The sequence below is a fragment of the Cupriavidus ulmosensis genome, from assembly GCF_977008105.1.
In genome coordinates this window covers 826,745-853,712 of record NZ_CDRMWP010000001.1, presented here as the reverse complement: position 1 = coordinate 853,712, position 26,968 = coordinate 826,745, and the positions used below count along the sequence as shown (strand labels likewise).

General features: G+C 70.8%; 23 protein-coding genes. 7 read left to right on the top strand and 16 right to left on the bottom strand.

Features of this window, described 5'->3' with window-relative positions; all coding sequences use genetic code 11:
* Nucleotides 1-20: 20 nt before the first annotated feature.
* Nucleotides 21-1,451, bottom strand: coding sequence for a sensor histidine kinase (locus tag ACWTPI_RS03875; RefSeq protein WP_059410618.1), 1,431 nt, complete (start codon nt 1,449-1,451; stop codon nt 21-23).
* Nucleotides 1,444-2,136, bottom strand: coding sequence for a response regulator (locus ACWTPI_RS03870; RefSeq protein WP_020206556.1), 693 nt, complete (start codon nt 2,134-2,136; stop codon nt 1,444-1,446). The genes ACWTPI_RS03875 and ACWTPI_RS03870 overlap by 8 nt, the downstream gene beginning before the upstream one ends.
* A gap of 278 nt (nt 2,137-2,414) precedes the next feature.
* Here ACWTPI_RS03870 and ACWTPI_RS03865 point away from each other — a divergent pair, with 278 nt between their 5' ends.
* Nucleotides 2,415-3,410 (top strand): Bug family tripartite tricarboxylate transporter substrate binding protein, encoded by a 996-nt coding sequence (locus ACWTPI_RS03865; RefSeq protein WP_059410617.1) that lies wholly within the window; start codon nt 2,415-2,417, stop codon nt 3,408-3,410.
* Here the strand turns inward: ACWTPI_RS03865 and ACWTPI_RS03860 are convergent.
* Nucleotides 3,407-4,309: a LysR family transcriptional regulator gene (locus ACWTPI_RS03860; RefSeq protein ID WP_029044364.1), complete on the bottom strand. Its 903-nt coding sequence runs from the start codon at nt 4,307-4,309 to the stop codon at nt 3,407-3,409. The two genes, ACWTPI_RS03865 and ACWTPI_RS03860, sit on opposite strands and share 4 nt — an antisense overlap.
* Before the next feature lie 122 nt (nt 4,310-4,431).
* Between ACWTPI_RS03860 and ACWTPI_RS03855 the strand changes: the two genes are divergently transcribed.
* Nucleotides 4,432-4,893 carry a PACE efflux transporter gene (locus tag ACWTPI_RS03855; RefSeq protein WP_059410616.1) on the top strand — a complete coding sequence of 154 codons (462 nt, stop codon included), beginning with the start codon at nt 4,432-4,434 and terminating at the stop codon, nt 4,891-4,893.
* A 75-nt stretch (nt 4,894-4,968) separates the two neighbouring features.
* Here ACWTPI_RS03855 and ACWTPI_RS03850 read toward each other — a convergent pair whose 3' ends face one another.
* On the bottom strand, nt 4,969-5,178 hold the full coding sequence (locus tag ACWTPI_RS03850) for a hypothetical protein (RefSeq protein ID WP_020424007.1): 210 nt from the start codon (nt 5,176-5,178) through the stop codon (nt 4,969-4,971).
* A gap of 221 nt (nt 5,179-5,399) precedes the next feature.
* Here ACWTPI_RS03850 and dacB point away from each other — a divergent pair, with 221 nt between their 5' ends.
* Nucleotides 5,400-6,956: a D-alanyl-D-alanine carboxypeptidase/D-alanyl-D-alanine endopeptidase gene (dacB, locus tag ACWTPI_RS03845; protein ID WP_059410615.1), complete on the top strand. Its 1,557-nt coding sequence runs from the start codon at nt 5,400-5,402 to the stop codon at nt 6,954-6,956.
* 862 nt (nt 6,957-7,818) lie between these two features.
* Here the strand turns inward: dacB and ACWTPI_RS03840 are convergent.
* The 8 genes from ACWTPI_RS03840 to ACWTPI_RS03805 all read right to left on the bottom strand — a co-directional run bounded on the left by ACWTPI_RS03840 (nt 7,819) and on the right by ACWTPI_RS03805 (nt 16,177).
* Complete coding sequence (locus tag ACWTPI_RS03840; RefSeq protein ID WP_454730983.1) at nt 7,819-8,802, bottom strand: L-threonylcarbamoyladenylate synthase; 984 nt, start codon at nt 8,800-8,802, stop codon at nt 7,819-7,821.
* A gap of 54 nt (nt 8,803-8,856) precedes the next feature.
* Nucleotides 8,857-10,101, bottom strand: coding sequence for a 5-(carboxyamino)imidazole ribonucleotide synthase (locus ACWTPI_RS03835; protein WP_020204430.1), 1,245 nt, complete (start codon nt 10,099-10,101; stop codon nt 8,857-8,859).
* Nucleotides 10,102-10,237: 136 nt separating this feature from the next.
* The gene (locus tag ACWTPI_RS03830) at nt 10,238-10,522 is read right to left on the bottom strand and encodes a hypothetical protein (RefSeq protein ID WP_059410600.1); all 285 of its coding nucleotides are present in this window, start codon (nt 10,520-10,522) and stop codon (nt 10,238-10,240) included.
* A gap of 8 nt (nt 10,523-10,530) precedes the next feature.
* Nucleotides 10,531-11,028 (bottom strand): 5-(carboxyamino)imidazole ribonucleotide mutase, encoded by a 498-nt coding sequence (gene purE, locus ACWTPI_RS03825; protein WP_020204428.1) that lies wholly within the window; start codon nt 11,026-11,028, stop codon nt 10,531-10,533.
* A 140-nt stretch (nt 11,029-11,168) separates the two neighbouring features.
* Complete coding sequence (locus ACWTPI_RS03820; RefSeq protein WP_020204427.1) at nt 11,169-12,077, bottom strand: phosphoribosylaminoimidazolesuccinocarboxamide synthase; 909 nt, start codon at nt 12,075-12,077, stop codon at nt 11,169-11,171.
* A 137-nt stretch (nt 12,078-12,214) separates the two neighbouring features.
* On the bottom strand, nt 12,215-13,279 hold the full coding sequence (gene fba / locus ACWTPI_RS03815) for a class II fructose-bisphosphate aldolase (RefSeq protein WP_029043902.1): 1,065 nt from the start codon (nt 13,277-13,279) through the stop codon (nt 12,215-12,217).
* 114 nt (nt 13,280-13,393) lie between these two features.
* Nucleotides 13,394-14,830 (bottom strand): pyruvate kinase, encoded by a 1,437-nt coding sequence (gene pyk / locus ACWTPI_RS03810; RefSeq protein WP_020204425.1) that lies wholly within the window; start codon nt 14,828-14,830, stop codon nt 13,394-13,396.
* A 138-nt stretch (nt 14,831-14,968) separates the two neighbouring features.
* Nucleotides 14,969-16,177, bottom strand: a complete 1,209-nt coding sequence (locus tag ACWTPI_RS03805; protein WP_454730982.1) for a phosphoglycerate kinase — start codon at nt 16,175-16,177, stop codon at nt 14,969-14,971.
* 372 nt (nt 16,178-16,549) lie between these two features.
* Here ACWTPI_RS03805 and ACWTPI_RS03800 point away from each other — a divergent pair, with 372 nt between their 5' ends.
* Nucleotides 16,550-17,698, top strand: a complete 1,149-nt coding sequence (locus tag ACWTPI_RS03800) for a helix-turn-helix transcriptional regulator (protein ID WP_454730981.1) — start codon at nt 16,550-16,552, stop codon at nt 17,696-17,698.
* Between the two features lie 17 nt (nt 17,699-17,715).
* On the opposite strand, the gene ACWTPI_RS03795 is transcribed toward ACWTPI_RS03800, so the two are convergent.
* The 4 genes from ACWTPI_RS03795 to ACWTPI_RS03780 all read right to left on the bottom strand — a co-directional run bounded on the left by ACWTPI_RS03795 (nt 17,716) and on the right by ACWTPI_RS03780 (nt 23,566).
* Complete coding sequence (locus ACWTPI_RS03795; protein WP_020204422.1) at nt 17,716-18,039, bottom strand: AzlD domain-containing protein; 324 nt, start codon at nt 18,037-18,039, stop codon at nt 17,716-17,718.
* Nucleotides 18,036-18,851 carry an AzlC family ABC transporter permease gene (locus ACWTPI_RS03790; protein ID WP_454730980.1) on the bottom strand — a complete coding sequence of 272 codons (816 nt, stop codon included), beginning with the start codon at nt 18,849-18,851 and terminating at the stop codon, nt 18,036-18,038. Before ACWTPI_RS03790 ends, ACWTPI_RS03795 begins: the two co-directional genes overlap by 4 nt.
* A gap of 475 nt (nt 18,852-19,326) precedes the next feature.
* A complete protein-coding gene (locus ACWTPI_RS03785) occupies nt 19,327-20,358 on the bottom strand; it encodes a Bug family tripartite tricarboxylate transporter substrate binding protein (RefSeq protein WP_020204419.1) in 1,032 nt (343 codons plus the stop codon).
* Nucleotides 20,359-20,560: 202 nt separating this feature from the next.
* Nucleotides 20,561-23,566: a DEAD/DEAH box helicase gene (locus ACWTPI_RS03780; RefSeq protein ID WP_454732447.1), complete on the bottom strand. Its 3,006-nt coding sequence runs from the start codon at nt 23,564-23,566 to the stop codon at nt 20,561-20,563.
* Between the two features lie 1,013 nt (nt 23,567-24,579).
* Here ACWTPI_RS03780 and ACWTPI_RS03775 point away from each other — a divergent pair.
* From ACWTPI_RS03775 to waaF, 3 genes are all read left to right on the top strand, one after another.
* On the top strand, nt 24,580-25,500 hold the full coding sequence (locus tag ACWTPI_RS03775; protein ID WP_020204417.1) for a branched-chain amino acid transaminase: 921 nt from the start codon (nt 24,580-24,582) through the stop codon (nt 25,498-25,500).
* A 102-nt stretch (nt 25,501-25,602) separates the two neighbouring features.
* A complete protein-coding gene (locus ACWTPI_RS03770) occupies nt 25,603-25,797 on the top strand; it encodes a zinc-finger domain-containing protein (RefSeq protein ID WP_020204416.1) in 195 nt (64 codons plus the stop codon).
* Nucleotides 25,798-25,945: 148 nt separating this feature from the next.
* The gene (gene waaF / locus ACWTPI_RS03765; RefSeq protein WP_020204415.1) at nt 25,946-26,968 is read left to right on the top strand and encodes a lipopolysaccharide heptosyltransferase II; all 1,023 of its coding nucleotides are present in this window, start codon (nt 25,946-25,948) and stop codon (nt 26,966-26,968) included.

Below are 26,968 nucleotides of genomic sequence, written 5' to 3'. Positions count from 1 at the left end.
CGGTCCGCGCCCGGCCGCGCTCAGGCGGCCGCGAAGCTGACCCGCACCAGCAGCCCGCGGCCTGCGGCGCCGGACAGCAGCGCCAGCGTGGCGCCGTGCGCGCCGGCGATGTCGCGCGCGATGGTCAGGCCCAGCCCGCTGCCGCCCGGCCCCGCGCCCTTGCCGCGGTAGAACGGCTCCAGCACCGCGGCGCGCTCGTCCGGCGCGATGCCGGGGCCGTCGTCCTCCACCTCCAGCAGGCAGGCCGCGCCGTCGCGGCGCGCGCGCACGGTCACGCGGCCGCCGCGCGGCGTGTAGCGCAGCGCGTTGTCGACCAGGTTCACCACCAGCTCGCGCAGCAGCTCGGTGCCCGCCACCCGCGCCGCGCCGTCCGCCTCCACTTCTGCTTCGAGCCCCAGGTCGATGCCGCGCGCGCGGGCGTCGGGCATCAGCTCCACGCACACCTCGCGCGCCAGCGCGTCCAGCGCCAGCGGCCGCGCCGGCGCGGTGCCGCCATGCGCGGCGCGCGCCGTGGACAGCAGGCGCTCGGCCAGCGCGGCCATGCGCGCGGTGCTGTCGGCCAGCTCGCGCGCGATGCGGCGCTGCTCGGCCGGATCGTGCTCGCGCGCGGCCAGCTGCGCCTGCGTGTGCAGCACCGCCAGCGGCGTGCGCAACTGGTGCGCGGCGTCGGCGATGAAGCGCCGCTGCGCCGCCAGCACCTGCTCCAGCCGCGCCATGTAGCCGTTCATCGCCGCCACCAGCGGCGCGGCCTCGCGCGGCGCGCTGTCCAGCGCGAGCGGCGTGGTGGCGCCGGGCTGGCGCCGCGCCACCTCGTCGCGCAGCGCGTCCAGCGGCGCCAGCGCGCGCCGCGTGAACAGCCAGATCACCAGCACCACGGCCAGCACCAGCACGGCCTGCCCCCACAGCACGTCGAACAGGATGTTGCGCGTGAGCGCCTGGCGCGAATCGAGCGTCTCGCCCACCTCGATCAGCGCCATGCCGCCACGCGTGCCGCTGGCGTCCATGACCGGCTGGCGCAGCGCGGCGATGCGGATCGGCCGGCCGCGGTAGGTGCGGTCGTAGAAGCTCACCAGCGCCGGATAGAGCCGGGTGCGCGGCTGGCTGGCGTCGAACGGCGGCAGGTCGTCGTAGCCGGAGACGAACTCGCCATGCACGCCGCTCACGCGGTAGAACATGGTGGCGTTCATGCCGACCTCGAAGGTGTCCAGCGAGATGTAGGGCGCGTCCACGCGCACGCCGTCGGGCGTGAGCGTGATGCGCTCGGAGATGTTGCGCGCCGACGCCAGCAAGGTGCGGTCGTAGGCCATGTCGGCCGAGGCCAGCGCGTTCGAGTAAGCCACCACGCCGTAGGCCGCCTGCAGCGCCAGCATCGGCGGGATCAGCCACCACAGCAGGCGCGCGCGCAGGCTGGCGGGCCGCTGCCGGCCGGCCGGCGTGCCCGGCTCAGCCACCGGCCGGCTCCAGCATGTAGCCCAGCCCGCGCAGCGTCACGATGGCCGCGCCCGAGCCTTCGAGCTTGCGGCGCAGCCGGTGCACGTAGACTTCGATCACGTCGGGCTGGGCCTCGTCGGCCAGCGTGAAGATGTTGGCGTAGATGCGCTCCTTGCTGACCGCCCTGCCGGGCGGCGTCATCAGGATCTCCAGCACCGCGTGCTCGCGCGGCGTCAGCGCCAGCGGCACGCCGCCCACCTGGAAATGCCGCGCCACGGTGTCGAAGCCGAGGCCGCCGCACAGCACCAGCGGCGCCTCGGTCTGCCGCGCGCGCCGCAGCAGCGCCTTGACGCGCGCCTCGAACTCGGCGAGGTCGAAGGGCTTGGCCATGTAGTCGTCGGCGCCCAGGTCGAGGCCGCGCACGCGGTCGCCCACCTCGCCGCGCGCGGTCAGGATCATCACCGGCACGCGGTAGCCGCGCTTGCGCAGGTGCGCCAGCAGTTCCAGGCCGTCGCGGTCCGGCAGGGTCAGGTCCAGCAGCACCAGCGCGTAGTCGCCGCCGGCCGCGCCGGCGTGCGTGCTGAACAGCAGCGATTCGGCGCTGGCCGCGTCGGCCGCGCGCTCCACCGTGAAATGCATGGCGCGCAGCGCCTGCGTCACCCAGGTGGCCAGTTCGTCGTGGTCCTCGACCAGCAGCACTCTCATCCGCGCCTCTCCTCCTGCTTTTTTTGCTTTTTCCTGTCACCGGGCGATGCGTCCCGAGATACGTCATGCCGTGCGACGATTTGCTCCCCTCTCCCCGCCCCTCTCGCCGTGAGGGGAAAGGGAGTGAAAAACGTCGTCGTCTTGACCGGCGCTGGCGCATCTTGCCGGGCTTCCCGCGCCCCCCGGGGCGCGCCATGATGCCGTATTCTCGCATCCCGCGTTTGCCGTTATGCTGTTGCCGCCTTCCGCCGCCGCGGCGGCATTTCCTGGGAGAACCGATGGGCCAAGTCCCCGCCGCCGCGCATGTTGTGCGTATTGTGCGTATTGCCTGCGCCGCGCTGGCCGCGTCCTGCGCGCTGCCGGCCGTGGCCGCGCCCGAGTGCATCGTGCCCGCCAAGCCGGGCGGCGGCTTCGACCTGACCTGCAAGCTGGCGCAGCGCGCGCTGCAGGAGGCCGGCATGGCCGAGCCGATGCGCCTCGCCTACCTGCCCGGCGGCATCGGCGCGGTGGCCTACAACACCGTGGTGGCGCAGCGCCCGGCCGAGCCCGACACGCTGGTCGCCTTTTCCAGCGGCTCGCTGCTGGCGCTGGCCGAAGGCAAGTTCGGCAAGTATGGCGCGGCGGACGTGCGCTGGGTCGGCGCGCTGGCCGCCGACTACGGCATGATCGCGGTGCGCGCCGACTCGCCCTACCAGACCCTGAAAGACCTCGTGGCCGCGCTCGCGGCCGATCCCGACCGGGTGCTGTTCGGCGCCGGCGGCACCATCGGCAACCAGGACTGGATGAAGGCCGCGCTGGTGGCGCGCCAGGCCCGCGTGGGCTACAAGCGCATGCGCTTCGTCGGCTTCGAGGGCGGCGGCGAGGCCTTCACCGCGCTGCGGGCCGGCGACGTGCAGGCGGTCTCGGGCGACGCCTCGGAGGCGGCCATGCAACTGGCCACCGGCAACATCCGCATCCTCGCGGTGCTGGCCGAACAGCGCCTGCCGGGCCGGCTGGCCGGCGTGCCGACCGCGCGCGAGCAGGGCTACGACATCACCTGGCCCGTGGTGCGCGGTTTCTACATGGGCCCCAGGGTCGCGCAGGCCGACTACCAGCGCTGGGCGGCGCGCTTCGAGCGCCTGCAGGCCAGCCCGGACTTCGCCCGCCTGCGCGCCGCGCAGGGCCTCTACCCGGTAGGCCCTGCCGCGATGAATGCCGCCGCGCTCGACGCCTACGTCCGGCAGACGGTGCAGCGCTACGCCGCGCTGGCCAGGGAATTCGGCCTGGCCCGCTAGCCTTCGCCGCCGGGGCGCGGCAGCGGCTGCTTGCTGACGCGCTCCTTGAGCCAGGCGGCGGCCTTGCCGAGCGGGCGCTGCTTGTGCCACACCAGCTCCATCGCCACCGGCCAGTCCTGGTCGTCGAACTCCAGCACCGGCGACACCAGTTGCGCCGCCGCCGGCGAATTGGCCGCCACGTGCCACGGCACGAAGGCCCAGCCCAGACGCCGCTTGACCAGCTCCACGATCACCCACTGGCTCTCCACCCACCACACCTCGGCCGCCACGCGCAGGCGTTTTTTCTCCTCGCTGTCGCTGCTGCGCACCGCCACCATCAACTGGCGGTAGCGCTTGAGCTCCTCCCAGCCGACGCGCTGGTCGGCCAGCGGATGGTCCGGCGCGCAGATGATCCGCATCGGCACCCAGCCCAGCGCGCGAAAGCCCAGCTCCGGCGGCAGCACCTCCTGGCGCCACATCAGGCCGAGGTCGGCGCTGCCTTCCAGCACCAGCCGGCTGACGTCCTCCATCAGCGGGAACAGCAGTTCCAGCTCCACCGCCGGGAAGCGCGCGGAGAACTCCTCGAGCATCACGCCCAGCGTCTCCTCCGGGTAGAGCTCGTCGACCGCCAGCACGAGGCGGCTCTCGACGCCCTCGCCCAGGCTCTTGGCCACGCCGCGGAAATGCTCGCAGCGTTCCAGGATCACGCGCGCCTCGGCCAGCAGGCGCTCGCCGGCGGCGGTCAGCGCGGGGTAGCGCCCGGCGCGGTCGAACAGCTGGTTGCCGAGGTCGATCTCCAGGTTGGACACGGCGGTGCTGACCACCGACTGCGCCTTGCCGAGCCGGCGCGCGGCGGCGGAGAACGAGCCGCATTCGGCGGCGGCGGCGAAGGCCTGCAATTGTTCGAGGGAAAGGCTCATGGGCGCTCCGGCCGGCAGCGCGAATGCAGCCGGCATCTATCTGATAAATCGATGGATACCAACTTTACCACTGGCGGATTCTCGATAGAATGGCCGCTGTGTTTCACCAGACAGGAAAGATCATGCGCACCACGAAGGACCGGATCCGCCACACCATCGGCTTCGAGGTCATCGGCCTGTGCCTCTTCGCGCCGCTAGGCAGCCTCGTGTTCGGTTTCGCGCTGCACCAGATGGGCATCCTCGCGGTGGTCGCCTCGGTCATCGCGGCCGGCTGGAACTACCTCTACAACCTGCTGTTCGACAAGGCCATGCTGCGGCTCACCGGGCAACTGCGCAAGCCGGTGGCGGTGCGCGTATTGCACGCGCTGCTGTTCGAAGGCGGCCTGCTGGTGGTGTTCCTGCCGATGGTGTCGTGGTACCTCGGCATGAGCCTGCTCGACGCCTTCCTCATGGACATCGCGGTGGCGGCCTTCTACGTGGTCTATGCCTTCTTCTACAACTGGGCATACGACGCGGCGTTCCCGCCCGGCAAGGCCGCCGCGGATCCGAAGCCGGCGGCGCTGCCGGAGCCGTGCGGCCGGTAGGCGCGGCGACGGCGCAATAAAAAACGGATGCCGCGGCATCCGTTCTTGTTCGCGCGCCGCGCCGGCGCGCCACGCTCAGCGCCGCTCCGGCGTGGCCACGTTGCCCACCACGCCGCCCAGCGCCGCGCCGCCGATGGTCGCGGCCGGGCCGCCGATCAGGGCCGCGCCGGCCACGCCGCCGACGCCGGCGCCGATCGCGGTGTTGCGCTGCTTGGGCGTCATGTCGGCACAGCCCGCCGCGGTCAGCAGGGTGGCCAGCACGAGAGTCAGGGTCACGGTACGCATGATGGGGCTCCTTGTCGGATTGCCGCGCCGGGCGCAAACCCGGGCACGATGCATACAGACAGTATGGCGGCTGGAAAGGCACTTCGCGAGCGGGCGGAGGCCGAACCTGCTGTCAGCGGATTCCCACAAACGCGGCCCTGGCAAGCGCGCCGATGCCGATCGCCAACACCGGCCGAAATCTGAAAGCGGCGTCATCCGTGGCGCCGTGTCCGTGCGTTAACATGGGCACCATGCCGAAACGCCGCCCCCCCTTTGCCCGCCGCCTGCCGCTTCTCTGCGCCGCGGCGCTGCTGTTCCTCAACGGCCTGCCGGCCGCCGATGCCAGACCCGCCGCCAAGGCGGTCCGCGCCAGCACCCACGCCGCGAAGCACGAGGCCGCCGAAAGCGCGCCGGCCGCGCCGCGCTCGGGCCTCCCGGCCGGCGTGACCGCCGCGCTCAGGCACGCCCACATCCCGCTGGCCGCCACCAGCTTCTACGTCATCAAGGTCGGCGCGCCGGCGCCGCGCGCGAGCTGGAACGCGCAGGCGCCGATGAACCCGGCGTCGACCATGAAGCTGGTGACCACCTTCGCCGGCCTGCAGCTGCTCGGGCCGGCCTACCGCTGGCAGACCTCGCTCTACGCCGACGGCCAGCCCGGCCCGGACGGCACCATCAACGGCAACGTCTACCTGCGCGGCCAGGGCGACCCCAAGCTGGTGCCGGAGGAAATGGCCAAGCTGGTGGCCAGCGCGCGCAGCGCCGGCGCCGCCACCATCAACGGCGACCTGGTGCTGGACCGCAGCTTCTTCGACACCGCCATCGACAACGGCAGCACCATCGACGGCGAGACCCAGCGCGCCTACAACGTCAGCCCCGACGCGCTGCTGTACGCCTTCAAGACGCTCTCGTTCACGCTCACGCCGGACCCCGCCAGCGAGACCGTGGCGGTCTCGGTCACGCCGGCGCTGGCCCAGCTCAAGCTCGACAACCGCCTGGCGCTGTCGCGCGGCAAATGCGGCGACTGGCGCGCGCGCGCCAACCCGCTGATCACGCCGCAGCCGGACGGCACCGTGCTGGCCTCCTTCGACGGCAGCTACGCGGCCGACTGCGGCGAGCACGTGGTCAACATCGCCGCGCTCTCGCACAATGAATTCGCCTGGGGCGGCTTCGTCGCCGAATGGCAGGCCGCGGGCGGCCACTTCACGCACCTGCCCGCGCTGCGCATGGGCCGCGCGCCGCGCGGCGCCTTCCTGCTGGCGCGCCACTACGGCCAGCCGCTGTCGGAAATCGTGCGCGACATCAACAAGTATTCGAACAACGTGATGGCGCGCCAGCTCTACCTCACCATCGGCGCCGAAGTGGACCGCGGCGGCCCCGCCAGCACGGCACGCTCGGCCAAGGTGGTGCAGCGCTGGCTGAGCCGCCAGGGCCTGGACATGCCGGACCTGGTGCTGGACAACGGCTCGGGCCTGTCGCGCGAGGAGCGCATCAGCGCCTACGACATGTCGCGCCTGCTGCAACAGGCGCTGGCCAGCGACGTGGGACCGGTGCTGATCGACTCGCTGCCGATCCTCGGCGTGGACGGCACGCTGCGCAACCGCCTCACGCGCGCGGGCGCCGCCGGCAATGCCTACATGAAGACAGGCACGCTGTCAGACGTGCGGGCGCTGGCGGGATATGTGGATGCGCTCAACGGCGAGCGATATGTGGTGGTCAGCTATATCAATCATGCGAATGCTTCGGCTGGGCAGCAGGCGCATGATGCTTTGTTGCAGTGGGTTTATCAGGGGGCGCCCTGAGGTTCGGCTTCTTAACGTCAAGATCAAAGTCAACGGCTGAACGTCAAAGTCAACTTCAAAGTCAAAGGCTTTCGCTCCCCCGGAGCGACCTACTTTCTTTTCCCCGAAAAGAAAGTAGGCAAAGAAAGCGGGCTGCCTGGCCGGCAGGGGCAGAGCCGAACAGGGTTGCTGGTTGTTGGTGGTTTCGTGGTGGGGGTGGTGGTTCTGCTGGGGTTCTGCCGGTACCGGTTTTGGTGGCCACGTTCTCTCCGGTGGTGTTCGATTCGTGGTGGCGCTGCATGATGGCGGAGGTCCAGGCCCGTCGGGCTGCTGCCGCGACCGGGGCGGATGGGTACGTCATAGGGACGGTGCTGGATTCGTGGTGGGCGCGGTGGCCCCTGTTCGAGCGCGGTGCCGAACAGTTGAAAAGCAATCCCGGTTCCAGCAACCCAGCACACCCGCGCTGGGTCCACCACGCCCACCACGAAACCAGTGCCGGTGCTACGCCGTGACCGCCAAAACCGGTAACAGCAGATGCCCGAACCGGCAGTGCGCCCGCCATCATAGGTCTGACCCCGCAACCCATACCGCCAGCCAGATCGTGGCCAGCCGAACCGGTAACGGCAGGATCCCAGCAGAACCGCAGGCCCCACCACGAAACCACCCACAAGAGAAATCCCAACGTTTCTGCCCCTGCCGGCCAGGCAGTCCGCTTTCTTGGCCTACTTTCTTTTCGGACAAAAGAAAGTAGGTCGCTCCGGAGGAGCGAAAGCCTTTGACTTTGACTTTAAGCCTTTGACTTTGACTTTGACTTTAAGCTTCTAAAGCCTTTGAAGCGAAAGCCTTTGCCTTTGAAGCCAAACCCCAAAAAACCAAATCCCCCTCACGCAAACGCCGCAGCCGCCCGCTGCAACCGATCCCTAACCCCATCCCACTCATGCCCCGCCGGCAAGGCCTCCACCACCAATAACGCATACCCCTCCCGATCCAGCCTGCGCAGCAGGCGATACAACTCCCGCGCATAAGCCTCGGCGCTGTCCGGCGCCGGCACCCAAACACAACGCGGATCGGCCGCAGCCCGGTTGCCGACCCAGGCCACGCTGGCGTCGGCGGGCAAGTCCGCCAGCACCGCGGGCAACTCGGCCATCGACGACAGCGCCAGCGGCGTGTGCGGCGCGTAGTGCGCCTTGAGCGTGCCCGACGCGCGCGGCGCGGCGGCGTCCGGCGGCAGCGGCATGGCGCCCAGCACCGGCGCCATCATCGCCGCGGTGATCGCGCCGGGACGCAGCAGCACCGGGCCAATGCCCTGCTCCAGCCGCGACAGGTCGACGATGGTGGATTCGATGCCGACCTCCACGCCGTCGCCTTCGAGCACGAACACGCTGTCGCCGAATTCGTCGCGCACGTGCTGGGCGGTGGTCGGGCTGACCTGGCCGAACTTGTTGGCCGACGGCGCGGCGATGCCGCCGCGGCCGCGCTTGAAGCGCGCCAGCAGCGCCTGCGCCACCGGATGCGAGGGGCAGCGCAGGCCGATGCTGTCCTGCCCGCCCGCCACCGCCGCGGGGATGTGCGCGGCGCGCTTGAGGATCAGCGTGAGCGGGCCGGGCCAGAAGGCATCGATCAGGTCCTGCGCGGCGGGCGGCACGTCGTCGACCCAGTAGCTGATGTCGCCGCCGTCCACCACGTGCACGATGATGGGATGGTTCGAGGGCCGGCCCTTGGCGGCGTAGATGCGCGCGATCGCCTCGGGGTTCTCCGCGTCGGCGCCGAGGCCGTAGACGGTCTCGGTGGGAAAGGCGACCAGCTGGCCGGCTTCCAGCAGTCGGGCCGCCTGGTCAAGTTCGGCGGAGGTGGGCATGCGCGACATCGGCAAGTCTCTGAAGTGGTGGGAACGGCGGCGGCGGCAGTGGCAGCAGTGGCGTCAGGGCTCGATGTGCAGCGCGGCCAGCGCGGCGTCGAAGCTGCGCGCGGCATCGGCCGCCTCGCCGCCCACGCAGTTGACGTGGCCCATCTTGCGCGAGGGGCGCGCGTCGCTCTTGCCGTACAGGTGCAGCTTGGCGCCGGGCTGGCCCAGCACCGCGTCCCACGCCGGCGTGCGCTCGAGGCCGAACTCGAACCAGGCGTCGCCGAGCAGGTTGAGCATCTTGCCGGCCGAGTGCTGGCGCGTGCTGCCCAGCGGCAAGCGCGCCATCGCGCGCACCTGCTGCTCGAACTGGCTGGTCTCGCAGGCGTCCATCGTGATGTGGCCGGAGTTGTGCGGGCGCGGCGCCATCTCGTTGGCGACCAGCGAGCCGTCGGTCAGCACGAAGAACTCGATGCACAGCACGCCCACGTAGCCCATCTCGGTGGCGATGGTGGCGGCCGCCGCGCGCGCGCGGTCGGCGATGTCGTCGGAGACGCTGGTCGACGGCATGGTGGTGGCGAACAGGATGCCGTCGCGGTGCACGTTCTCGGCCAGCGGCCAGGTGGCGGTGCTGCCGTCGGCGGCGCGCGCGGCCAGCACCGAGACCTCGTAGGCCAGCGGCAGCATCTTTTCCAGCACGCACGGCACGCGCTGCATGGCGCGCCACGCGGCGCGCACGTCCTCGCGCGTCTTGACGCGGGCCTGGCCCTTGCCGTCGTAGCCCATGCGCGCGGTCTTGAGGATGCCGGGCAGCAGCCCCTCGGGCACCTGGTCGACGTCGGCGTCGTGCTGGATCACCCAGTGCGGCGCGGTGGGCACGCCGGTGCGCTCGGCGCACGAGGCGAAGAACTTCTTCTCGCCGATGCGGTTCTGCGCGATCGACACGCAGTAGCCGCGCGGCGCGACGAACGCGCCGAGCTGCTCGAGCCGGTCCAGCGAGAGCGAGGGCACGTTCTCGAACTCGGTGGTCACGGCCGCGCACAGCGCGCCCATCTCGGCCAGCGCGGCCTCGTCGACGTAGGGCGCGCAGATGTGCTTCTCGGCGATGGTGCCGGCCGGGCTGTCCTGGTCGGGGTCGAGCACGCAGACCTTGTAGCCCATCGCCTGGGCGGCGTGCGCGAACATGCGGCCGAGCTGGCCACCGCCGAGCACGCCGAGCCAGGCGCCGGGCAGGATGGGCGCGCTGGGATTGTCGATGCCGAACTCGGCGCGCGATTCCGGCGTGTGGGCTTCGACCAGATGGGGATGGATGTCGGTGGGCACGCAGGCCTCCTGAAACGAATTTTGGAAAACGGGGCGCTACACCAGTACCACCAGCATCATGGGCACTTCGGGCGCCGATGGCAACGGGGCCGGGAGCGAAAACGGGGACAGAGGCGGCAACGGCAGGCGGGGCGCGTCAGCGGTGGCCGCGCGACTTCAGCCAGTAGCGCTTGCCCATGCGCACGCCGGCCAGCAGCATGATCATGCCGACCGCGGCGATGGCCATGCTCGGGCCGTCGCGGCCGAAGGTCTGGTAGGACCAGCTTGCCCGCGTGGCCGCGTCCGGCTCGGCGCCGGCGCCGCCGAGGAAGCCCATGCCGTACCAGAACAGCAGGGTGCCGGCCACCGCCAGCACGACCGCCCGCACCAGTTCGCCGCGGGCCGGCGGCCGGACCGGCGCCGATGGCTTGGTTTTCGGCATGGCGCGGCTCAGACCGGCAGCGTCATCGCGCGCGCCGCCTCGGTCTGGCGGGCGCGGAACGCCTCGAGCGCCGCGGCCAGCGCGTCGTCGGTGGTGGCCAGCGTGGCGATGGCATGCAGCGCGGCGTTGGCGGCGCCGGCCTCGCCGATGGCGAAGGTGGCGACCGGCACGCCCTTGGGCATCTGCACGATCGACAGCAGCGAGTCCTCGCCGCGCAGGTACTTGGACGGCACCGGCACGCCGAACACCGGCACGATGGTCTTGGCGGCGATCATGCCGGGCAGGTGCGCGGCGCCGCCGGCGCCGGCGATGATCGCGCGCAGGCCGCGCGCGCGCGCGCTGGCGGCGTACTCGAACATCTCGTCGGCCATGCGGTGGGCCGAGACCACGCGCGCCTCGAAGGCCACGCCGAAGTCCTTCAGCATGGCCACCGCGTTCTGCATCACGTCCCAGTCGGAACTGCTGCCCATCACGACGCCGACCAGCGGCTTGGCTGTATTGCTCACGTCAAATCCTTATGAATCCGTCCGGCACGCTTTGCCGCGCCGGGTCACGCCTCTCGGCGGTTTGCTCCCCTCTCCCGCCTGCGGCAGAGGGGCCGAGGGAGAGGGCGGGGGGCTGGCAAGCGGCGCGGCGCCCCCCCAAATTACTGCAATTCCTCGCCCGTCAGCCGCGTCAGCGCCTCGCGGTACTTGGCGGCGGTCTTCTCGATCACGTCTTCGGGCAGCTTCGGCGCCGGCGCGGTCTTGGGCCAGGGCTTGCCGTCGATGCGCACGGCTTCGAGCCAGTCGCGCACGAACTGCTTGTCGAACGACGGCGGGTTGGTGCCGACCTGGTACGAGTCCGCCGGCCAGAAGCGCGACGAATCGGCGGTCAGCACCTCGTCCATCAGCGTCAGCGTGCCGTTGTCGTCCAGGCCGAACTCGAACTTGGTGTCGGCGATGATGATGCCGCGCGTGGCGGCGTAGTCGGCCGCTTCCTTGTACAGGCGGATCGAGATGTCGCGCATCTGGCGCGCGAGGTCCACGCCGATGCGGGTCTCGACTTCGCCGAACGAGATGTTCTCGTCGTGCTCGCCCATCTCGGCCTTGGCGGCCGGGGTGAAGATCGGCTCGGGCAGCTTCTGCGCGTTCTGCAGGCCGGCGGGCAGCGCGATGCCGCACACGCTGCCGGTGGCCTGGTAGTCCTTCCAGCCGCTGCCGGCCAGGTAGCCGCGCACCACGGCTTCGACCAGGATCGGCTTGAGGCGCTTGACCACCACGGCGCGGCCCCTGACCTGCTCGACCTCGGCCGGGCTCACCACGCTTTCGGCGGTCACGCCGGTCTCGTGGTTCGGCACGATGTGGGCCAGCTTCTTGAACCAGAAATTGGCCATCTGGTTGAGCACGCGGCCCTTGCCGGGAATCGGCTCGCCCAGGATGACGTCGAACGCGGACAGGCGGTCGGAGGTGACGATCAGCAGCTTGTCGTCGCCGACGGCGTAGTTGTCGCGGACCTTGCCGTGGCCGAGCAGCGGCAGCGAAGTGATGGAGGACTGATAAAGGGCGTTGGACATGGTGGTTCCGATAAAACGCGGCGCCAGGCGCGCGGCCTGGAAAAGCGTCGTCCCCGGCGGCCCCCGCGCCGGGGACCCGGCTGGAGACGCAGGGCATACGTTGGCGCCGCCGGCACGCCGGCGGCGCGGACTGCAATTTACTGCACGACCTGCGCGAGCGCGCCCGACTTGTACTGCTGGGCGATCGCGTCGAGCGAGACCGGCTTGATCTTCGAGGCCTGGCCTTCGCAGCCGAACGCGACGTAGCGCGCCTTGCACACCAGCTTGGCCGCTTCGCGGGCCGGCTTGAGGTATTCGCGCGGGTCGAACTTGCTCGGGTTCTCGGCGAAGAAGCGGCGGATCGCGCCGGTCATGGCCAGGCGGATGTCGGTGTCGATGTTGATCTTGCGCACGCCGAACTTGATCGCTTCCTGGATTTCCTCGACCGGCACGCCGTAGGTTTCCTTCATGTCGCCGCCGAACTTGCGGATTTCCTCGAGCAGTTCCTGCGGCACCGAGGACGAGCCGTGCATCACCAGGTGGGTGTTGGGGATGCGCGCGTGGATTTCCTTGATGCGGTCGATCGCCAGGATGTCGCCGGTGGGCTTGCGCGTGAACTTGTAGGCGCCGTGCGAGGTGCCGATGGCGATGGCCAGCGCGTCGAGCTGGGTGGCCTTGACGAAGTCGGCGGCCTGCTCGGGGTCGGTCAGCAGCATGGAGTGGTCGAGCTTGCCTTCGGCGCCGATGCCGTCTTCCTCGCCGGCCTCGCCGGTCTCGAGCGAGCCCAGGCAGCCGAGCTCGCCTTCGACGGTCACGCCGATGGCGTGCGAGAGCTGCACCACCTTGCGGGTCACGTCGATGTTGTATTCATAGTCGGACGGGGTCTTGCCGTCTTCGCGCAGCGAGCCGTCCATCATCACCGAGGAAAAGCCCAGGTCGATGGCGGCCTGGCAGACCGCCGGCGACTGGCCGTGGTCCTGGTGCATCACCACCGGGATGTGCGGGTAGGCCTCCACCGCGGCTTCGATCAGGTGGCGCAGGAAGTGCTCGCCCGCGTACTTGCGCGCGCCGGCCGAGGCCTGCATGATCACCGGCGCGTTGACTTCGTCGGCGGCCTGCATGATGGCCTGGACCTGCTCCAGGTTGTTGACGTTGAAGGCCGGCAGGCCGTAGCCGTTTTCGGCGGCGTGGTCGAGCAGCTGGCGCATCGATACGAGTGGCATGTCAAAACTCCTAAAGAAAAAATGGGGTGTCTCGGTATTTCGCTCGGTTCTTCGTATTCGTATTGTCGCGGGCGCCCGCCTGCCCTTCCGCTCGGCAAGACACAGACCCCGGCATCAGGCGCCGACCCTGACGATCTTCAGCGTGTTGGTGCCGCCGGGCTGGCCCATCGGCTCGCCGATGGTGAGCACGATGAAGTCGCCGCGCTGCACCACGCCGCGCGCCAGCAGCAGCTCCTCGGCCTGCTCCAGCGCGGTGTCGCGGTCGGTGCTGGCTTCCAGCGGCAGCGCCACCACGTTGCGGTAGAGCTGCATCTTGCGCTGCGAGGCCAGGTTGGGCGTCATGGCGTAGATCGGCACGTGGATGCGGTGCCGGCTCATCCACAGCGCGGTGGCGCCGGAATCGGTCAGCGCGGCGATGGCCTTCACCTGCAAATGATAGGCGGTGAACAGCGCACCCATCGCGATCGACTGGTCGATGCGGGCGAAGGTCTGGTTGAGGAAATCGGTGTCGAGCTGCACCACCTCGGATTTCTCGGCTTCCACGCACACCGCGGCCATCGCCTCCACGGTTTCCACGGGGTAGCGCCCGGCGGCGGTCTCGGCCGACAGCATCACGGCGTCGGTGCCGTCCAGCACGGCGTTGGCCACGTCCGAGACCTCGGCGCGCGTCGGCACCGGGTTGACGATCATGCTCTCCATCATCTGGGTGGCGGTAATGGTCAGCTTGTTGGCCTCGCGCGCGAGCCGGATCATGCGCTTCTGCAGCGCCGGCACCGCGGCGTTGCCCACTTCCACGGCGAGGTCGCCGCGCGCCACCATGATGCCGTCGCACGCCTGCAGGATCTCTTCCAGCACGCCCGGGCGGATCGCCTCGGCGCGCTCGATCTTGGCGATCATGCGGGTCTTGTGCTGGTGCGGCTGGCCGGCCACGGCGGCCAGCTGGCGCGCCATTTCCATGTCGGTGGCGTTCTTGGGGAAGCTCACCGCCACGTAGTCCGCGCCCAGCGCCATCGCGGTCTTGATGTCGTCCATGTCCTTGGCGGTCAGCGCCGGCGCCGACAGGCCGCCGCCCTGGCGGTTGATGCCCTTGTTGTTGGACAGCTCGCCGCCGATCTTCACGGTGGTGAAGATCTCGTGGCCGAACACGCGCTCGACCACCAGCACGATCAGGCCGTCGTTGAGCAGCAGCAGGTCGCCCGGGCCGACGTCGCGCGGCAGGTCTTCGTAGTCGAGGCCGGCGCGCTCCTGGTTGCCGAGCGCGCAGGTCGCGTCGAGGACGAACGGATCGCCGGCCTTGAGCGTGATCTTGCCCTGCTCGAACTTGCCCACGCGGATCTTGGGGCCCTGCAGATCGGCCATGATGGCGACCTCGCGCCCGCACGCCTGGGCCGCCTCGCGCACCAGGCGGGCGCGCTCGAGATGGTCCTGGGCCGTGCCGTGGGAGAAGTTCAGGCGCACCACGTCCACGCCCGCCGCGATCATGCGCGTGAGCACCTCCAGCGTGCTGGAGGCGGGGCCGATGGTGGCGACGATCTTGGTCGAGCGGGTCATGAACACTGTTTCCTTGGCTTGTGGCCGGCCCGGTCCGGTGGCCGCGCGGTCCAGCATGGTCGGGCCGCCGGCGCCATCTCGTGGATGGGCACCGGCGGCGTCATCACAGGCGCCGCGCGGCGCGCGGCGCGTGCCGGCTCAGCCTGCCGCGCGCTGCTCCAGCACTTCGAAGGCCGGCAGCTTCTTGCCTTCGAGGAATTCCAGGAACGCGCCGCCGCCGGTGGAGATGTAGCCCACGCGGTCGGCGATGTTGTACTTGGCGATGGCCGCCAGCGTGTCGCCGCCGCCGGCGATGGAGAACGCCTTCGACTCGGCGATGGCGCCGGCCAGCACCTTCGTGCCGTTGCCGAACTGGTCGAACTCGAACACGCCGACCGGGCCGTTCCACACGATGGTGCCGGCGGCCTTGAGCTGCCCGGCCAGCATCTGCGCGGTCTTCGGGCCGATGTCCAGGATCATGTCGTCGTCGGCCACGTCCGCGGCGTCCTTGACGGTGGCCGCGGCGGTGGCGCTGAATGCCTTGGCGCACACCACGTCGACGGGAATGGGCACCGAGGCGCCGCGCGCGGCCATCAGCTCGATGATGGCGCGCGCGTCGGCCACCAGGTCCGGCTCGGCCAGCGACTTGCCGATCTTCAGGCCGGCGGCCAGCATGAAGGTGTTGGCGATGCCGCCGCCGACGACCAGATTGTCGACCTTGTCGGCCAGCGTCTTGAGAATGGTCAGCTTGGTCGAGACCTTGGAGCCGGCGACGATGGCCACCAGCGGGCGCGCCGGCTGGCCCAGCGCCTTGCCCAGCGCGTCGATCTCGGCCGCCAGCAGCGGGCCGGCGCAGGCCACCGGCGCGTACTTGGCGATGCCGTGCGTGGTGGCCTCGGCGCGGTGGGCGGTGCCGAACGCGTCGTTGACGTAGACGTCGCACAGCCGCGCCATCTTCTGCGCGAGTTCGTCGCTGTTCTTCTTCTCGCCCTTGTTGACGCGGCAGTTTTCCAGCAGCACCACTTCGCCGGGCTTGACCTGGCTGACCTCGCCGGTGCCGTCGACCCAGTTCTGCACGAGCCTGACCGGCTTGCCCAGCAGTTCGGACAGGCGCGCGGCCACCGGCGCCAGCGAATCCTCGGGCTTGAACTCGCCCTCGGTCGGGCGGCCCAGGTGCGAAGTCACCATCACCGCGGCGCCGGCGGCCAGGCAGGCCTCGATGGCCGGCACCGAGGCGCGGATGCGGGTGTCTTCGGTGATGTGGCCGGCGTCATCCTGGGGCACGTTCAGGTCGGCGCGGATAAAGACACGCTTGCCGGCGATTTTGCCTTGGGAGATGAGATCGGAAAGACGCAGGACAGAGGTCATGGCGATGTGGAAGAGAGCGAAAATCGGGGAAATTCGGCATTTTACCTGAACGCAACTACCGTTTTGCGCGTTTTGGGCGCCGTCTTACCCAACCTCCGGGTTAGCCGCCGATCACAACCGGAGGCAAAGCTGCCGCATCCCCGCGACATCCCCCCTGAACGGGGGGTGAAAGATTCGCCGGCTGTCTCGTAACCTGCGCCACAGCGTGCATTGTCTCTACAAAGGGGCACGCGAAGACCAAGCCAGAGGCCCGCGATACCAGGCAAAGCCAGGCAATATCAGACGGGACCCACGGCACCAGGCCGGACGCGCTTTCGGGAAGCGGCGCCGGCGCCACACGGCACATGCCGTTGTCGCGATGCGGGGGTAATCATGAACGAGGACATGCACGGGGCAATCCGTGGCTTGTACGAAGGCATTCTCGACGCGCAGGCCTGGCAGCGCAGCCTGCACACCATCAGCAGCTTCGCCGGCTGCGCGCATGCGTCGATGATCGTGCGCGACACCGACCGCGACCTGATGACCGTCAGCGAGATGGTGCGGCCCGTGCACGAACTGCTCGCCGCCTACGAAGGCGAATTCCACGAGATCGACCCGGGCAAGCTGTTCGCGCAGAAGCTCTCGCCCGGGCAGTGGTACATCGACGCGCGCGACTTCGGCGAAGGCGCCATGCGGCGCAGCCCGTTCTACCGCGACTTCTTCCACCGCTTCGACCTGTGCTCCTACGCCGCCTGCCTGGTCGAGCGGCAGCCGCACTACGAAGTGTATTTCGCCCTGCAGCGCTCGTTCTCGCAGGGCGTGTTCACCGAGGCCGACACGCGCGCGCTGGACTGGGCGCTGCCCCACATGCGCACCGCGATGGCGATGCGCGACCGCACGCTCGGGCTGACCATGCAGGCCCGGTTGTCGGCGCAGGTGCTGGAGCGCGTGTCGTTCGGCCTGATCGCCTTCTCGGCCGAGCGGCAGGTGCTGCTGAGCAACGCCCTCGGCGAGCGCTGGGTGCGGCGGCTCGACCCCGCCGGCAAGGCCAGCGAATGGCAGCTCGGCCGCCCGCTGGCCGACATGGTGGCCGCCGCCTGCGCCGCGCACAGCCCGCAGCCGGCCCAGGCGGCGCTGGCGCGCCACCCCGACGGCGCCAGCGCGCAGGTGATCGTGCTGCCGCTGCCGCCGTCGCACCGCTTCGCGCTGCCGTGGCAGAAGCCGGCGGCGCTGGTGGTGATCCATGAAGACGGCGCGTCGGCCGCGCACCTGCCCGGGCTGCTGCGCGACCTCTACGGACTGACGCCGGCCGAGATCCGGCTCGCCGCCCTGCTGGCCACCGGCATGGGCCTGCCCGAAGCCAGCGAGCGCCTGCGCGTGCGCCACGAGACCGCGCGCAGCCAGCTCAAGGCGGTATTCCTCAAGACCGGCACCGGCACCCAGGCGCGCCTGGCGCGGCTGCTGACCCGGCTGGGCGCGGCGCTCGGGCCGGGGCCGGAAGCCGGTGGCGGCGACAGCGGCGACAGCGGCAAGCCGGACTGACCGGCCCCCGGCGGGGCTCAGGCGAACAGGCGCAGGCCCGTGTACACCGCCATCCCGGCCGCGATCATGCCGACCATGCGCCGCGTCAGCAGGTAGAACCCCAGCGCCACCGCGCCGGCCACCAGCTTGAAGTTGCCCGGCGCCACCGAGAAATGCCCCTGCCACGTCATCAGGTCCGGCAGGATGATGGCCGCCAGCGCGGCCGCCGGCGCATAGCGCAGCGCGCGCTGGAGGCGGTCCGGCACGCTCACGCGCTCGCCCGCCATCAGGAACAGCGCGCGCGTGACGATCGTCACCAGCGCCATGCCGGCCAGCGCGACCCAGATCTGGAAATGGCTCATGCGCGGTCCTCCGCCGAAGGCGCCGCGCCGGCACGCCCGGCCCCGGCATTGCGCCGGCGGATGCCGCGCAAGGTGGCGCGCGCCGCCAGCTCGTCGCTGGCCATGCCCGCGGCGATCGCCCCCACCACCGCCGCCACCAGCCCGAGCCGGTAAGGCAGGTCGAAGCACAGCAGCGCCAGCGTGGCCGCCACCGCGACCGCCAGCAGCGTCGAGCGCGAGCCGATGGTGGACACCATCACCGGGATCAGCGCCATCGTGCCGGCCAGCGCCAGCCCCCAGCTGTCCGGAAACGCGCTGGCCAGCACGATGCCGACGATGGACGAGACCTGCCACATGACGAAGTTGGTCAGCGCCATGCCCCAGAAATACCCTTCCTTGCCCGGCTCGTAGCCCGGCGTGGCATAGCGCTGCATGAAATAGACGAAGTGCAGGTCGCCGTTGAACGACCCCAGCAGCGTGCGGCGCCACAGCGGCAGATGGCTGAAATGCGGCTGCAGCCCCGCGCTGAAGATCACGAAGCGCAGGTTGACGACGGCCGCCGTCAGCCAGATCGTCCATAGCGGCAAACCCGCCGCGAACAGCGGCAGCACCGCCAGCTGCGCCGACCCCGCGTAGACCAGCAGCGACATGCCGATGGCCTCCGGCACCGTCATGACCGACTTGCTCATCGCCACGCCCGTCACCAGCCCCCACGAAAACACCGCCGGCAAGGAAGGCGCGAAATGACGCGCGCCATCGACGAAACCCGCCCGTTCGGCCGGATCGAAACGCTGCCAGGCACGCTGCAGCGCCTGGGGAGACTGGAAGGTCATGATGCGAGGGATGGATGGGGCGGCTGCGCCGGGCAGGCAAGCCCGCGCAGGCAAGCGGCCATTATAGAGCCACCCCGCACCCTCGTAAGCATCCGCTTAACAGGAATAAGGCAGGAGCAAAACAGGGAAAAGACAAGGGAAAGACAAGAAAAGACAGGCAAACCCCAGGATTCCCGGCGCGCCCCACGGCAAAGCGAAGCGAGCCGTGGAGGGGGTCAGGTCCCGTATGCGGCGCCTCGCCGGCGGACCTGGAAGAGCGGAGAAGAGGGGCGCATGTCTGAGGATCGCCTTGAGGCGATCCGAGTTTGCGCCCCGGCCGCTCTTCCAGGTTCGACGGCGAGGGGGTGTCGCCGCATCCGGGTCGCCTTTTTTGCCTACTTTCTTGGCGAGACAAGAAAGTAGGTCGCCTCCCCGCAGGGGAGGTGAAACCGCCGTTGACGTTGAAGGGGAAAAACGCCAGCCAGCACCAACCAAATCAATCGATCGAAGCCCCCACACTCTTCACCACCCCCGCCCACTTCTTCCGGTCCGCCTTCACCGTCTCCCGGAACTGCTCCACGGTCTCGACGCGCGGCGAATTCCCCGCCTCGATCAGCTTCTGCCGGATCGCCGGCGTTTCCAGCGCCACCTTGACCGCGTCGTTGATCTTCTTGCTGATCTTCGGATCGAGCCCCTTCGGCCCGAAGAAACCGAACCAGATGGTGCTGTTGAAGCCCGCCAGGCCGCTCTCGGCGATGGTCGGCACTTCCGGGATCACCGCCACGCGGCCCTTGGTGGTCACGCCGAGCAGGCGCACCTTGCCGGCGCGGTATTGCGGCAGCACGCTCTGCACCTGGTTGAAGATGCAGCAGACCTCGCCCTTGAGCACGGCCTGCAGCGCGTCGGGGCCGCCCTTGTACGGCACGTGCACCATGTCCAGCCCGGCGCGCGCGTTGAACTCGGCGAAGGCCAGGTGCGTGCCGGTGCCGTTGCCGGTGGAGGCGTAGTTGTACTTGCCGGGGTTGGCCTTGACCTTCTCGATGAATTCCTTGACCGACTTCACGTCGATCACGGCCGGGTTCACGGTCAGCACGTTGGAGACCTCGACCAGCGGCGCCACCGGCGTGAAGTCGGCCTCGGCGTCGAACGGCAGGCTCTTGTACAGCGCCGGGTTGATGCCGTGGGTGGCGGCGGTGCCGAGCAGCAGCGTGTAGCCGTCGGGCTTGGCGTGGGCCACCACTTCGGAGGCCACGTTGCCGCCGGCGCCGGGCCGGTAGTCATAGATGATGGTGGTCTTGAGCGACTTCTGCAGCGACTCCTGCAGCGTGCGGCCGACCATGTCCACGCCCGAGCCGGCGGTGAAGCCCATCAGGATGGTGATCGGCTGGTTCGGCCATGCCGCGCCCTGGGCGCGGGCCGGCGCCGAAAGTGTGGAAACGGCGCAGATCGCCGCCAGCGCGCCGAGACCGGCGGCCAGGCGCGAAGCGCGGGTGCTGAATGGGAAGCGGCGGGAAGCAATGCGGAACATGGGGGGCACCGTCGGAAAAAAGGATCGCGGGAGTTCAGGGCGAAGCAAGGCTGGGGCCAGGGGCGCGCGGCCGGGGTCTGCGCCCCGGGCCAGGACAGCAAGATACCAACGATCCGCCGCATCACCAACGATCCAGATCGCTTGAAGGTATGCCATGTTGGCATAAGCAGACATGACGTACCGGGCCGCGCCGCGGGCCGGCTCAACGGCGCAGCAGCCCCACCAGTTCGTCGATGTCGGGCAGCGCCGCGGTGCCGTCCATCGCCGCGCCGCCCTCCTCGCCGGCTTCCAGGATGCCGTCGGCCAGCGCGCGCTTGCCGTGGTGCAGCGTGAGGATGCGCTCCTCGATGGTGCCGGCGCTGATCAGGCGGTACACCGTGACCGGGCGCTGCTGGCCGATGCGGTGCGCGCGCCCCATCGCCTGGTCCTCGGCGGCGGGGTTCCACCACGGGTCGGCGATGACGACGTAGTCGGCCGCGGTCAGGTTGAGGCCGAAGCCGCCGGCCTTCAGGCTGATCAGGAAGACGTCGCCCTCGCCGGCCTGGAAGGCCGCCACGCGCCGGGTGCGCTCGGCCGCCGGGGTGGCGCCGTCGAGGTATTGCCAGGCCAGCCCGGCGCGCTCCAGGCCGTCGCGCAGCAGTTGCAGGAAATCGACGAACTGGCTGAACACCAGCGTCTTGTGGCCGTTGGCGGCCAGCTCGCCGGCCAGTTGCACGAACGCGCGCAGCTTGGCGCCGTCCTGCCCGGGATTCCCGAGGTCCAGCTCCGGCGTGACCAGGCGCGCGTCGCAGGCCGCGCGGCGCAGCCGCATCAGTTGCGCCAGCACGTGGATGCGCGCATCGGGGGCCGGCTGGCCTTTCAGCTGGCCCTTCCCGGCGCCGCGCGCCGGCGCGGCCACCGCGGCCTCGGCCTCGGCCAGCGCCTGGCGGCGCAGCGCCTCGTAGTGGGCGGCCTCCACCGCGTCGGGCTCCACGCGCAGGACCAGCTCGGTGCGCGGCGGCAGCTCGTCGAGCACCTGGGCCTTGGTCCGGCGCAGCACGAACGGCGCGATCATGCGGCGCAGCCGCAGCGCGGCCTCGCGCACGCCGTTGCGCTCGACGGGCACGGCGAAATGCTCGTTGAAGCGCGCCAGCGAGCCGAGCAGGCCGGGATTGCAGAAGCGCATGATGGACCACAGCTCGGCCAGCCGGTTCTCGACCGGCGTGCCGGACAGCGCCATGCGGAAGCCGGCCTTGAGCGCGAAGATGGCCTGCGCGCGCCGCGCGGCGGCGTTCTTGAACGACTGCGCCTCGTCGGCCACCACGGTATGCCATTCGCGCTGGCAGAACGCGGCGCGCGCCTGCAGCAGCAGCGTGTAGGTGACAATCACCACGTCGAACGGGCCGGCCTGCGCCAGCAGCGCCCCGCGCTCGCCTTCGGCGGTGTTCTCGCCATACAGATGCACGCGCAGCGTGGGCGCGAAGCGGCGCGCCTCCTCGGCCCAGTTGCCGCACACCGAGGTCGGCGCGACCACCAGCGCGGCGCCGCCGGGGGCGCGTGCCAGCATCACGGCCAGCGCCTGCAGGGTCTTGCCCAGCCCCATGTCGTCGGCCAGGCAGGCGCCGAAGCCGGCCTCGGCCAGCGACATGGCCCAGCGGTAGCCGTCTTCCTGGTAGGGCCGCAGCTCGGCCGCCAGGTTGGCGGGCAGCGCGGCCAGGCTGGCGCGCGCGCCGCGCAGGCGCCGCGCGCGCTCGCGGAAATGGCTGTCGGGGTCGACGCCGGCGCCGGCCAGCACGTCGTCCAGCCAGGGCGCGGCCATCAGCGGCACCTGGATGCCGTCGCGCGCGCCGTGCGCCACGCTGGCGAGGTCGCGCAGCCGCGCGCGCAGGCTGCGCGTGAGCGCCACGTAGACGCCCTGCCCCATCGGCATGAAGCGCCCGGCGTGGCTGGCGGCCCAGGCCAGCAGCTCGCCGAGCTGCACCACCAGCCCTTCGGCCACGCGCAGCTCGCCGACCAGCTTGAACCAGGCGCTTTCGGTCTCGATGCGCACCGCCAGCTGGGCGATGTCGGCGCCGGTCACGCGCACTTCCTTGCCGCGCGGCCATTCCAGCGCCTGCACGCCGGCCAGCCCGGGCAATGCCTCGACCACCGACAGCGCCTCTTCGGGGTCGGTCAGGGTCCAGTCGTATTCGCCGCTGTCGGGCGCGCGCGGCACCAGGAAGGGCAGCGCGTCGAACACCTCGGCCACGTTGGCGAGCTCGGCGGCGAGGTCGCGCTGGGTGGCGAGCGACTCGCCCCGCACCGCGGCCATCAGCCGCTCGCGCCCGCCGCCCGGCGCCAGGCGCGGGCCCAGCGGCCCCAGCGGCGTCACCACCAGGCGCAGCGCGAGGCCCTCGCCGAGCGGCGCCAGCTCGGCGCGCAGGCGGCTTTCGGTCTCGAGCTCGCGCGTGCCGCCGCCGAGGTCGGAATGCACCTGGAAATGCCCCGACAGCGCGCGCAGCGTGGCGTCGAGCTGGCCCTGCGCCTCGGCCGGCACGGCCAGCCCGTCGGCGATCAGTTGCGCGGCGCCCTGCTGCGCCGGCGTGAGGCGGATCACGCGCAGGCGCTGCGAGCCTTCGCGCAGCACGGTGATCTGGCGCAGCGCCTCGGCCTCGGCGCGGCTGCCGGCCGGCAGGAAGCTGTCCAGCGCCGGCGCCTCGCGCAGCGGCGGCGACACGCGCAGGGTGTAGCGCGTGCGGTCGCGCACCACCTCCAGCGTGGGCGCGCCTTCTACCACCTCGAGGGTCTGCTCGGGCGCCTGCGCCAGCACCACGCCCGGATGGCCGACCAGCGCCAGCACGGCGGCGGCGCGGTCGAGCACGTAGCGGCGGCGCGAGGACTGGTCGCGCCGGATCGCGCGCGCCACGCGGGCGTCCCACGGCTCGAGCCGGTCGTCTTCGGCCAGCTTCGCCAGCGGCAGCGGGCGCGGCTTGTTCCAGCCGCGCGGGCCGCGCGCCTGCTCGAGCGGCTCGATGGTGCCGACCGCGCCGTCGGCGTCCAGCGTCACCGCCCACAGCAGGCGGCTGGCGCTGGCGCCGTCGGGCGCGCGCGTCTCGCCGGCCAGCGCCTGCAGCGCGTCGAGCGCCAGCCGCCAGCTTTCGCGGCGCTGGCCGGCGAAGAAGTGCGCGGGCACCGGCTCCCCGTCCGCCAGCGCCACGGCGCCGTCCAGTTGCCGGCCGAGCCAGTCCATGCCGCAGGCCTGCAGCCGCTCGCGCAGGCCGGCCACGGCGCGGACGCGCTCGGCTTCGGGCTGGCGGCGCCCGCTGGCCGGCACGCCGTCGCCGAGCCACGCGCGCAGCAGCACGCGCCAGAACTGCGCCAGCGGCGGCACCTCGGGCGCCAGCGCGAAGGCGGCTTCGTCCAGCCGCGCGTCGCCGCGCTGCGCGTCGAGCGCGTGGACCCACAAGCCCCAGCGCCCGCGCGCCGCCGGCGTGCGCGTGCCGGCTTCCGCCTGGCAGAAGCGGCGCGCGCGCTCCAGGTGGACGGGCGCGCGCTGCGCCAGCAGCGCCAGCGGGTAGAACGGCGCCAGCGCGGGGCCCAGCAGCCCGGCGCGCTCGCCGGTCTCGGCGCGGATCTGCCTGAGCGCCGCCTCGAAGCCGGCCTGGGCGCCGGGCCAGTCGCCTTGCTGCAGGCGCGCGAGCGCGCGCTGCGCCAGGTCGTCGCCGCTGCCGCCGCTGGCCGGGATCAGCGCCAGCGCGCCGGGCGCGTCGCCGGCGAACAGCAGGCCCTGGGCCAGCGCGCCGCGGATGTGCGGCGGCACCGCCGGCGCATCGGCCCGCGCGCAGGCCAGCGCGTAATCGAGGCAAGGCCGCAGGCGCGGGTCCCAGTCGTAGAACAGCACGTCCAGCCCGGCCAGCACGATGTGCCAGCGGTAGGGCAGCGCCACGCGGTCCAGCAGCCGCGCGTCGCCGGCCGCCAGCAGGGCGTCGACCAGCGCCCGCGCCTGCCCGGCGCGGTCGCCGGCCAGCATCAGCAGGGGCTCGACGACCTGCTCCGGCGCGCCGGAGAACAGCGCGTCGCGCAGCAGCGCGGTCAGCGGATCGGCGTGGGGCGTGGCGGGAGGAAACGAAGGCGGCATGGGTACGGCAGCGGACACAATGTGACGATTTTAAGCCGCACCGGCGCCGCGACCGCGTTGGCACCGGGGGTCCCGGGGTTTACAATGTCGCTTTTGTATTGCTGACGACGCACACGGAGAAAACCATGTCGATGGCGGATCGCGACGGAAAAATCTGGATGGATGGCAAGTTGATCGAATGGCGCGACGCCAAGATCCACGTGCTCACCCATACCCTGCACTACGGCATGGGCGTGTTCGAGGGGGTGCGCGCGTACAAGACGCCGGACGGCACCGCGATCTTCCGCCTCAAGGAACACACCCGCCGCCTGTTCAACTCCGCCAAGATCTTCCAGATGGCGATGCCGTTCGACGAGGCCACGCTGGCGCAGGCGCAGCGCGAGGTGGTCAAGGCCAACCAGCTCGAATCCTGCTACATCCGCCCGCTGGTGTGGATCGGCTCGGAAAAGCTCGGCGTGTCGGCCAAGGGCAACACCATCCACGTGGCCATCGCCGCGTGGCCGTGGGGCGCCTACCTGGGCGAGGAAGGCATGGAGCGCGGCATCCGCGTCAAGACCTCCTCGTTCACGCGCCACCACGTCAACGTCTCGCTGGTGCGCGCCAAGGCCAGCGGCTACTACATCAACTCGATCCTGGCCAACCAGGAAGCCACCAGCCTCGGCTACGACGAGGCGCTGCTGCTCGACACCGAGGGCTACGTCAGCGAAGGCTCCGGCGAGAACGTGTTCGTGGTGCGCGACGGCGTGATCTACACGCCCGACCTGGCCTCGTGCCTGGACGGCATCACGCGCGACGCCATCCTCACCATCGCGCGCGACCTCGGCATCCCGGTGCGCGAGAAGCGCATCACGCGCGACGAGGTCTACTGCGCCGACGAAGCCTTCTTCACCGGCACCGCGGCCGAAGTCACGCCGATCCGCGAGCTCGACGACCGCATCATCGGCGAAGGCCGCCGCGGCCCCGTCACCAAGCGCGTGCAGGACGCCTTCTTCGCCGCCGTGGGCGGCACCAGCGAGCAGTACAAGCGCTGGCTGACGCTGGTCTGAGCGCGGCCACGCAAGCCTGCCGCGGACGCACCGAACCCAGCCGCCGGGCCAGCGCCCGGCGCCCCCTGTTCCCCACAAGACCAACACCATCCTCGCAAGACCATGACGCAAACCGCCTCCGTAATCGAAATCGGCGCAGAAGACCTTCCGCTGCACTGCCCCACCGGCAACACGCCCGCCTGGAACTACCATCCGCGCGTTTTCCTCGACGTGGTGGACACCGGCGAAGTGAAGTGCCCGTATTGCGGCACCGTCTACAAGCTCAAGGCAGGCACCGTCATCAAGGGCCACCACTGACGCACTCCACGCCTGACCGCACCGTCCCGATGCTCCGGCCCGCCTCCAGGCGCGCCGGAGCGTTGGCGTGCGCGGCGCGCGCGGCCGGCCTGCCCGCCGGCACCGTCAGCGCCTGCATCACGCCTTTCTTTCCGGCAGCGCCCCATCCATGAAAAAAGCCCTCGTCATCGCCCCCAACTGGATCGGCGACGCCCTGATGGCGCAGCCGCTCTTCTCGCTCATGAAGGCGCGCCATCCGCGCCTGCTGATCGACGCCCTCGCCCCCAAATGGGTGGCGCCGGTGCTGGCGCGCATGCCCGAGATCAACCAGGTGTTCCCGAGCGAGCTGGCGCACGGCAAGCTGCAGCTCTCGGCGCGGCTGATGTTCGCGCAGCAGCTCAAGAACGAAGGCTACGACGCCGCCTACGTGCTGCCCAACTCGCTCAAGTCGGCGCTGATCCCGTGGCTGGCCGGCATTCCGCTGCGCGTCGGCTACCGCGGCGAGGCGCGCTTCGGCATGCTCAACATCCGCCACGCCAACCCGCCGCGCGACCAGCGCCCGCCGATGGTCGAGCACTACGCGCGGCTGGCGCTCAAGCCCGGCGCGCGCCTGCCCGAGGACCTGCCCGAGCCGCGCCTGCGCACCGACCCGGCACGCATGGCCAAGACCGCCGAGCGCTTCGGCATCCCGCCCGGCACGCGCCTGATCGCGTTCTGCCCGGGCGCCGAGTTTGGCCCGGCCAAGCGCTGGCCGGCCGCGCACTTCGCCGAGCTGGCGCAGATGCTCAAGCGCTCGTTCCCCTACGCGCAGATGGTCACGCTGGGCTCGCCCAAGGACGCGGAGATCGCCGCCGAGATCGTCGCCGGCGCGCCGTTCGTGCGCAACCTGTGCGGCCAGACCTCGCTGGACGACGCCGTGGACCTGCTGGCGCTGGCCGAGGGCGCGGTCTGCAACGACTCCGGCCTGATGCACGTCACCGCGGCGCTGAACCGGCCGCAGGTGGCGGTGTTCGGCTCGAGCGACCCGCGCCACACGCCCCCGCTGTCGCAGGCTGCTAGTATCATGTGGCTGCAGCTCGAATGCAGCCCTTGCTTCAAGCGCGAGTGTCCCCTGGGCCACTTGCGATGCCTGAAAGACATCGAGCCGGAAATGGTGTTCGTGGAGCTGCGCAAGCTCCTGCACCGCGCCTGA

Coding starts and splice junctions, on each gene's coding strand:
- ACWTPI_RS03870 (WP_020206556.1), bottom strand. CDS start 2,136: ATGAGAGTGCTGCTGGTCGAGGACCACGACGAACTGGCCACCTGGGTG.
- ACWTPI_RS03865 (WP_059410617.1), top strand. CDS start 2,415: ATGGGCCAAGTCCCCGCCGCCGCGCATGTTGTGCGTATTGTGCGTATT.
- ACWTPI_RS03860 (WP_029044364.1), bottom strand. CDS start 4,309: ATGAGCCTTTCCCTCGAACAATTGCAGGCCTTCGCCGCCGCCGCCGAA.
- ACWTPI_RS03855 (WP_059410616.1), top strand. CDS start 4,432: ATGCGCACCACGAAGGACCGGATCCGCCACACCATCGGCTTCGAGGTC.
- ACWTPI_RS03850 (WP_020424007.1), bottom strand. CDS start 5,178: ATGCGTACCGTGACCCTGACTCTCGTGCTGGCCACCCTGCTGACCGCG.
- dacB (WP_059410615.1), top strand. CDS start 5,400: ATGGGCACCATGCCGAAACGCCGCCCCCCCTTTGCCCGCCGCCTGCCG.
- ACWTPI_RS03840 (WP_454730983.1), bottom strand. CDS start 8,802: ATGTCGCGCATGCCCACCTCCGCCGAACTTGACCAGGCGGCCCGACTG.
- ACWTPI_RS03830 (WP_059410600.1), bottom strand. CDS start 10,522: ATGCCGAAAACCAAGCCATCGGCGCCGGTCCGGCCGCCGGCCCGCGGC.
- ACWTPI_RS03820 (WP_020204427.1), bottom strand. CDS start 12,077: ATGTCCAACGCCCTTTATCAGTCCTCCATCACTTCGCTGCCGCTGCTC.
- fba (WP_029043902.1), bottom strand. CDS start 13,279: ATGCCACTCGTATCGATGCGCCAGCTGCTCGACCACGCCGCCGAAAAC.
- pyk (WP_020204425.1), bottom strand. CDS start 14,830: ATGACCCGCTCGACCAAGATCGTCGCCACCATCGGCCCCGCCTCCAGC.
- ACWTPI_RS03805 (WP_454730982.1), bottom strand. CDS start 16,177: ATGACCTCTGTCCTGCGTCTTTCCGATCTCATCTCCCAAGGCAAAATC.
- ACWTPI_RS03800 (WP_454730981.1), top strand. CDS start 16,550: ATGAACGAGGACATGCACGGGGCAATCCGTGGCTTGTACGAAGGCATT.
- ACWTPI_RS03795 (WP_020204422.1), bottom strand. CDS start 18,039: ATGAGCCATTTCCAGATCTGGGTCGCGCTGGCCGGCATGGCGCTGGTG.
- ACWTPI_RS03790 (WP_454730980.1), bottom strand. CDS start 18,851: ATGACCTTCCAGTCTCCCCAGGCGCTGCAGCGTGCCTGGCAGCGTTTC.
- ACWTPI_RS03785 (WP_020204419.1), bottom strand. CDS start 20,358: ATGTTCCGCATTGCTTCCCGCCGCTTCCCATTCAGCACCCGCGCTTCG.
- ACWTPI_RS03780 (WP_454732447.1), bottom strand. CDS start 23,566: ATGGACTGGCTCGGCCGGCAACTGGACGGCGCCGTGGCGCTGGCGGAC.
- ACWTPI_RS03775 (WP_020204417.1), top strand. CDS start 24,580: ATGTCGATGGCGGATCGCGACGGAAAAATCTGGATGGATGGCAAGTTG.
- ACWTPI_RS03770 (WP_020204416.1), top strand. CDS start 25,603: ATGACGCAAACCGCCTCCGTAATCGAAATCGGCGCAGAAGACCTTCCG.
- waaF (WP_020204415.1), top strand. CDS start 25,946: ATGAAAAAAGCCCTCGTCATCGCCCCCAACTGGATCGGCGACGCCCTG.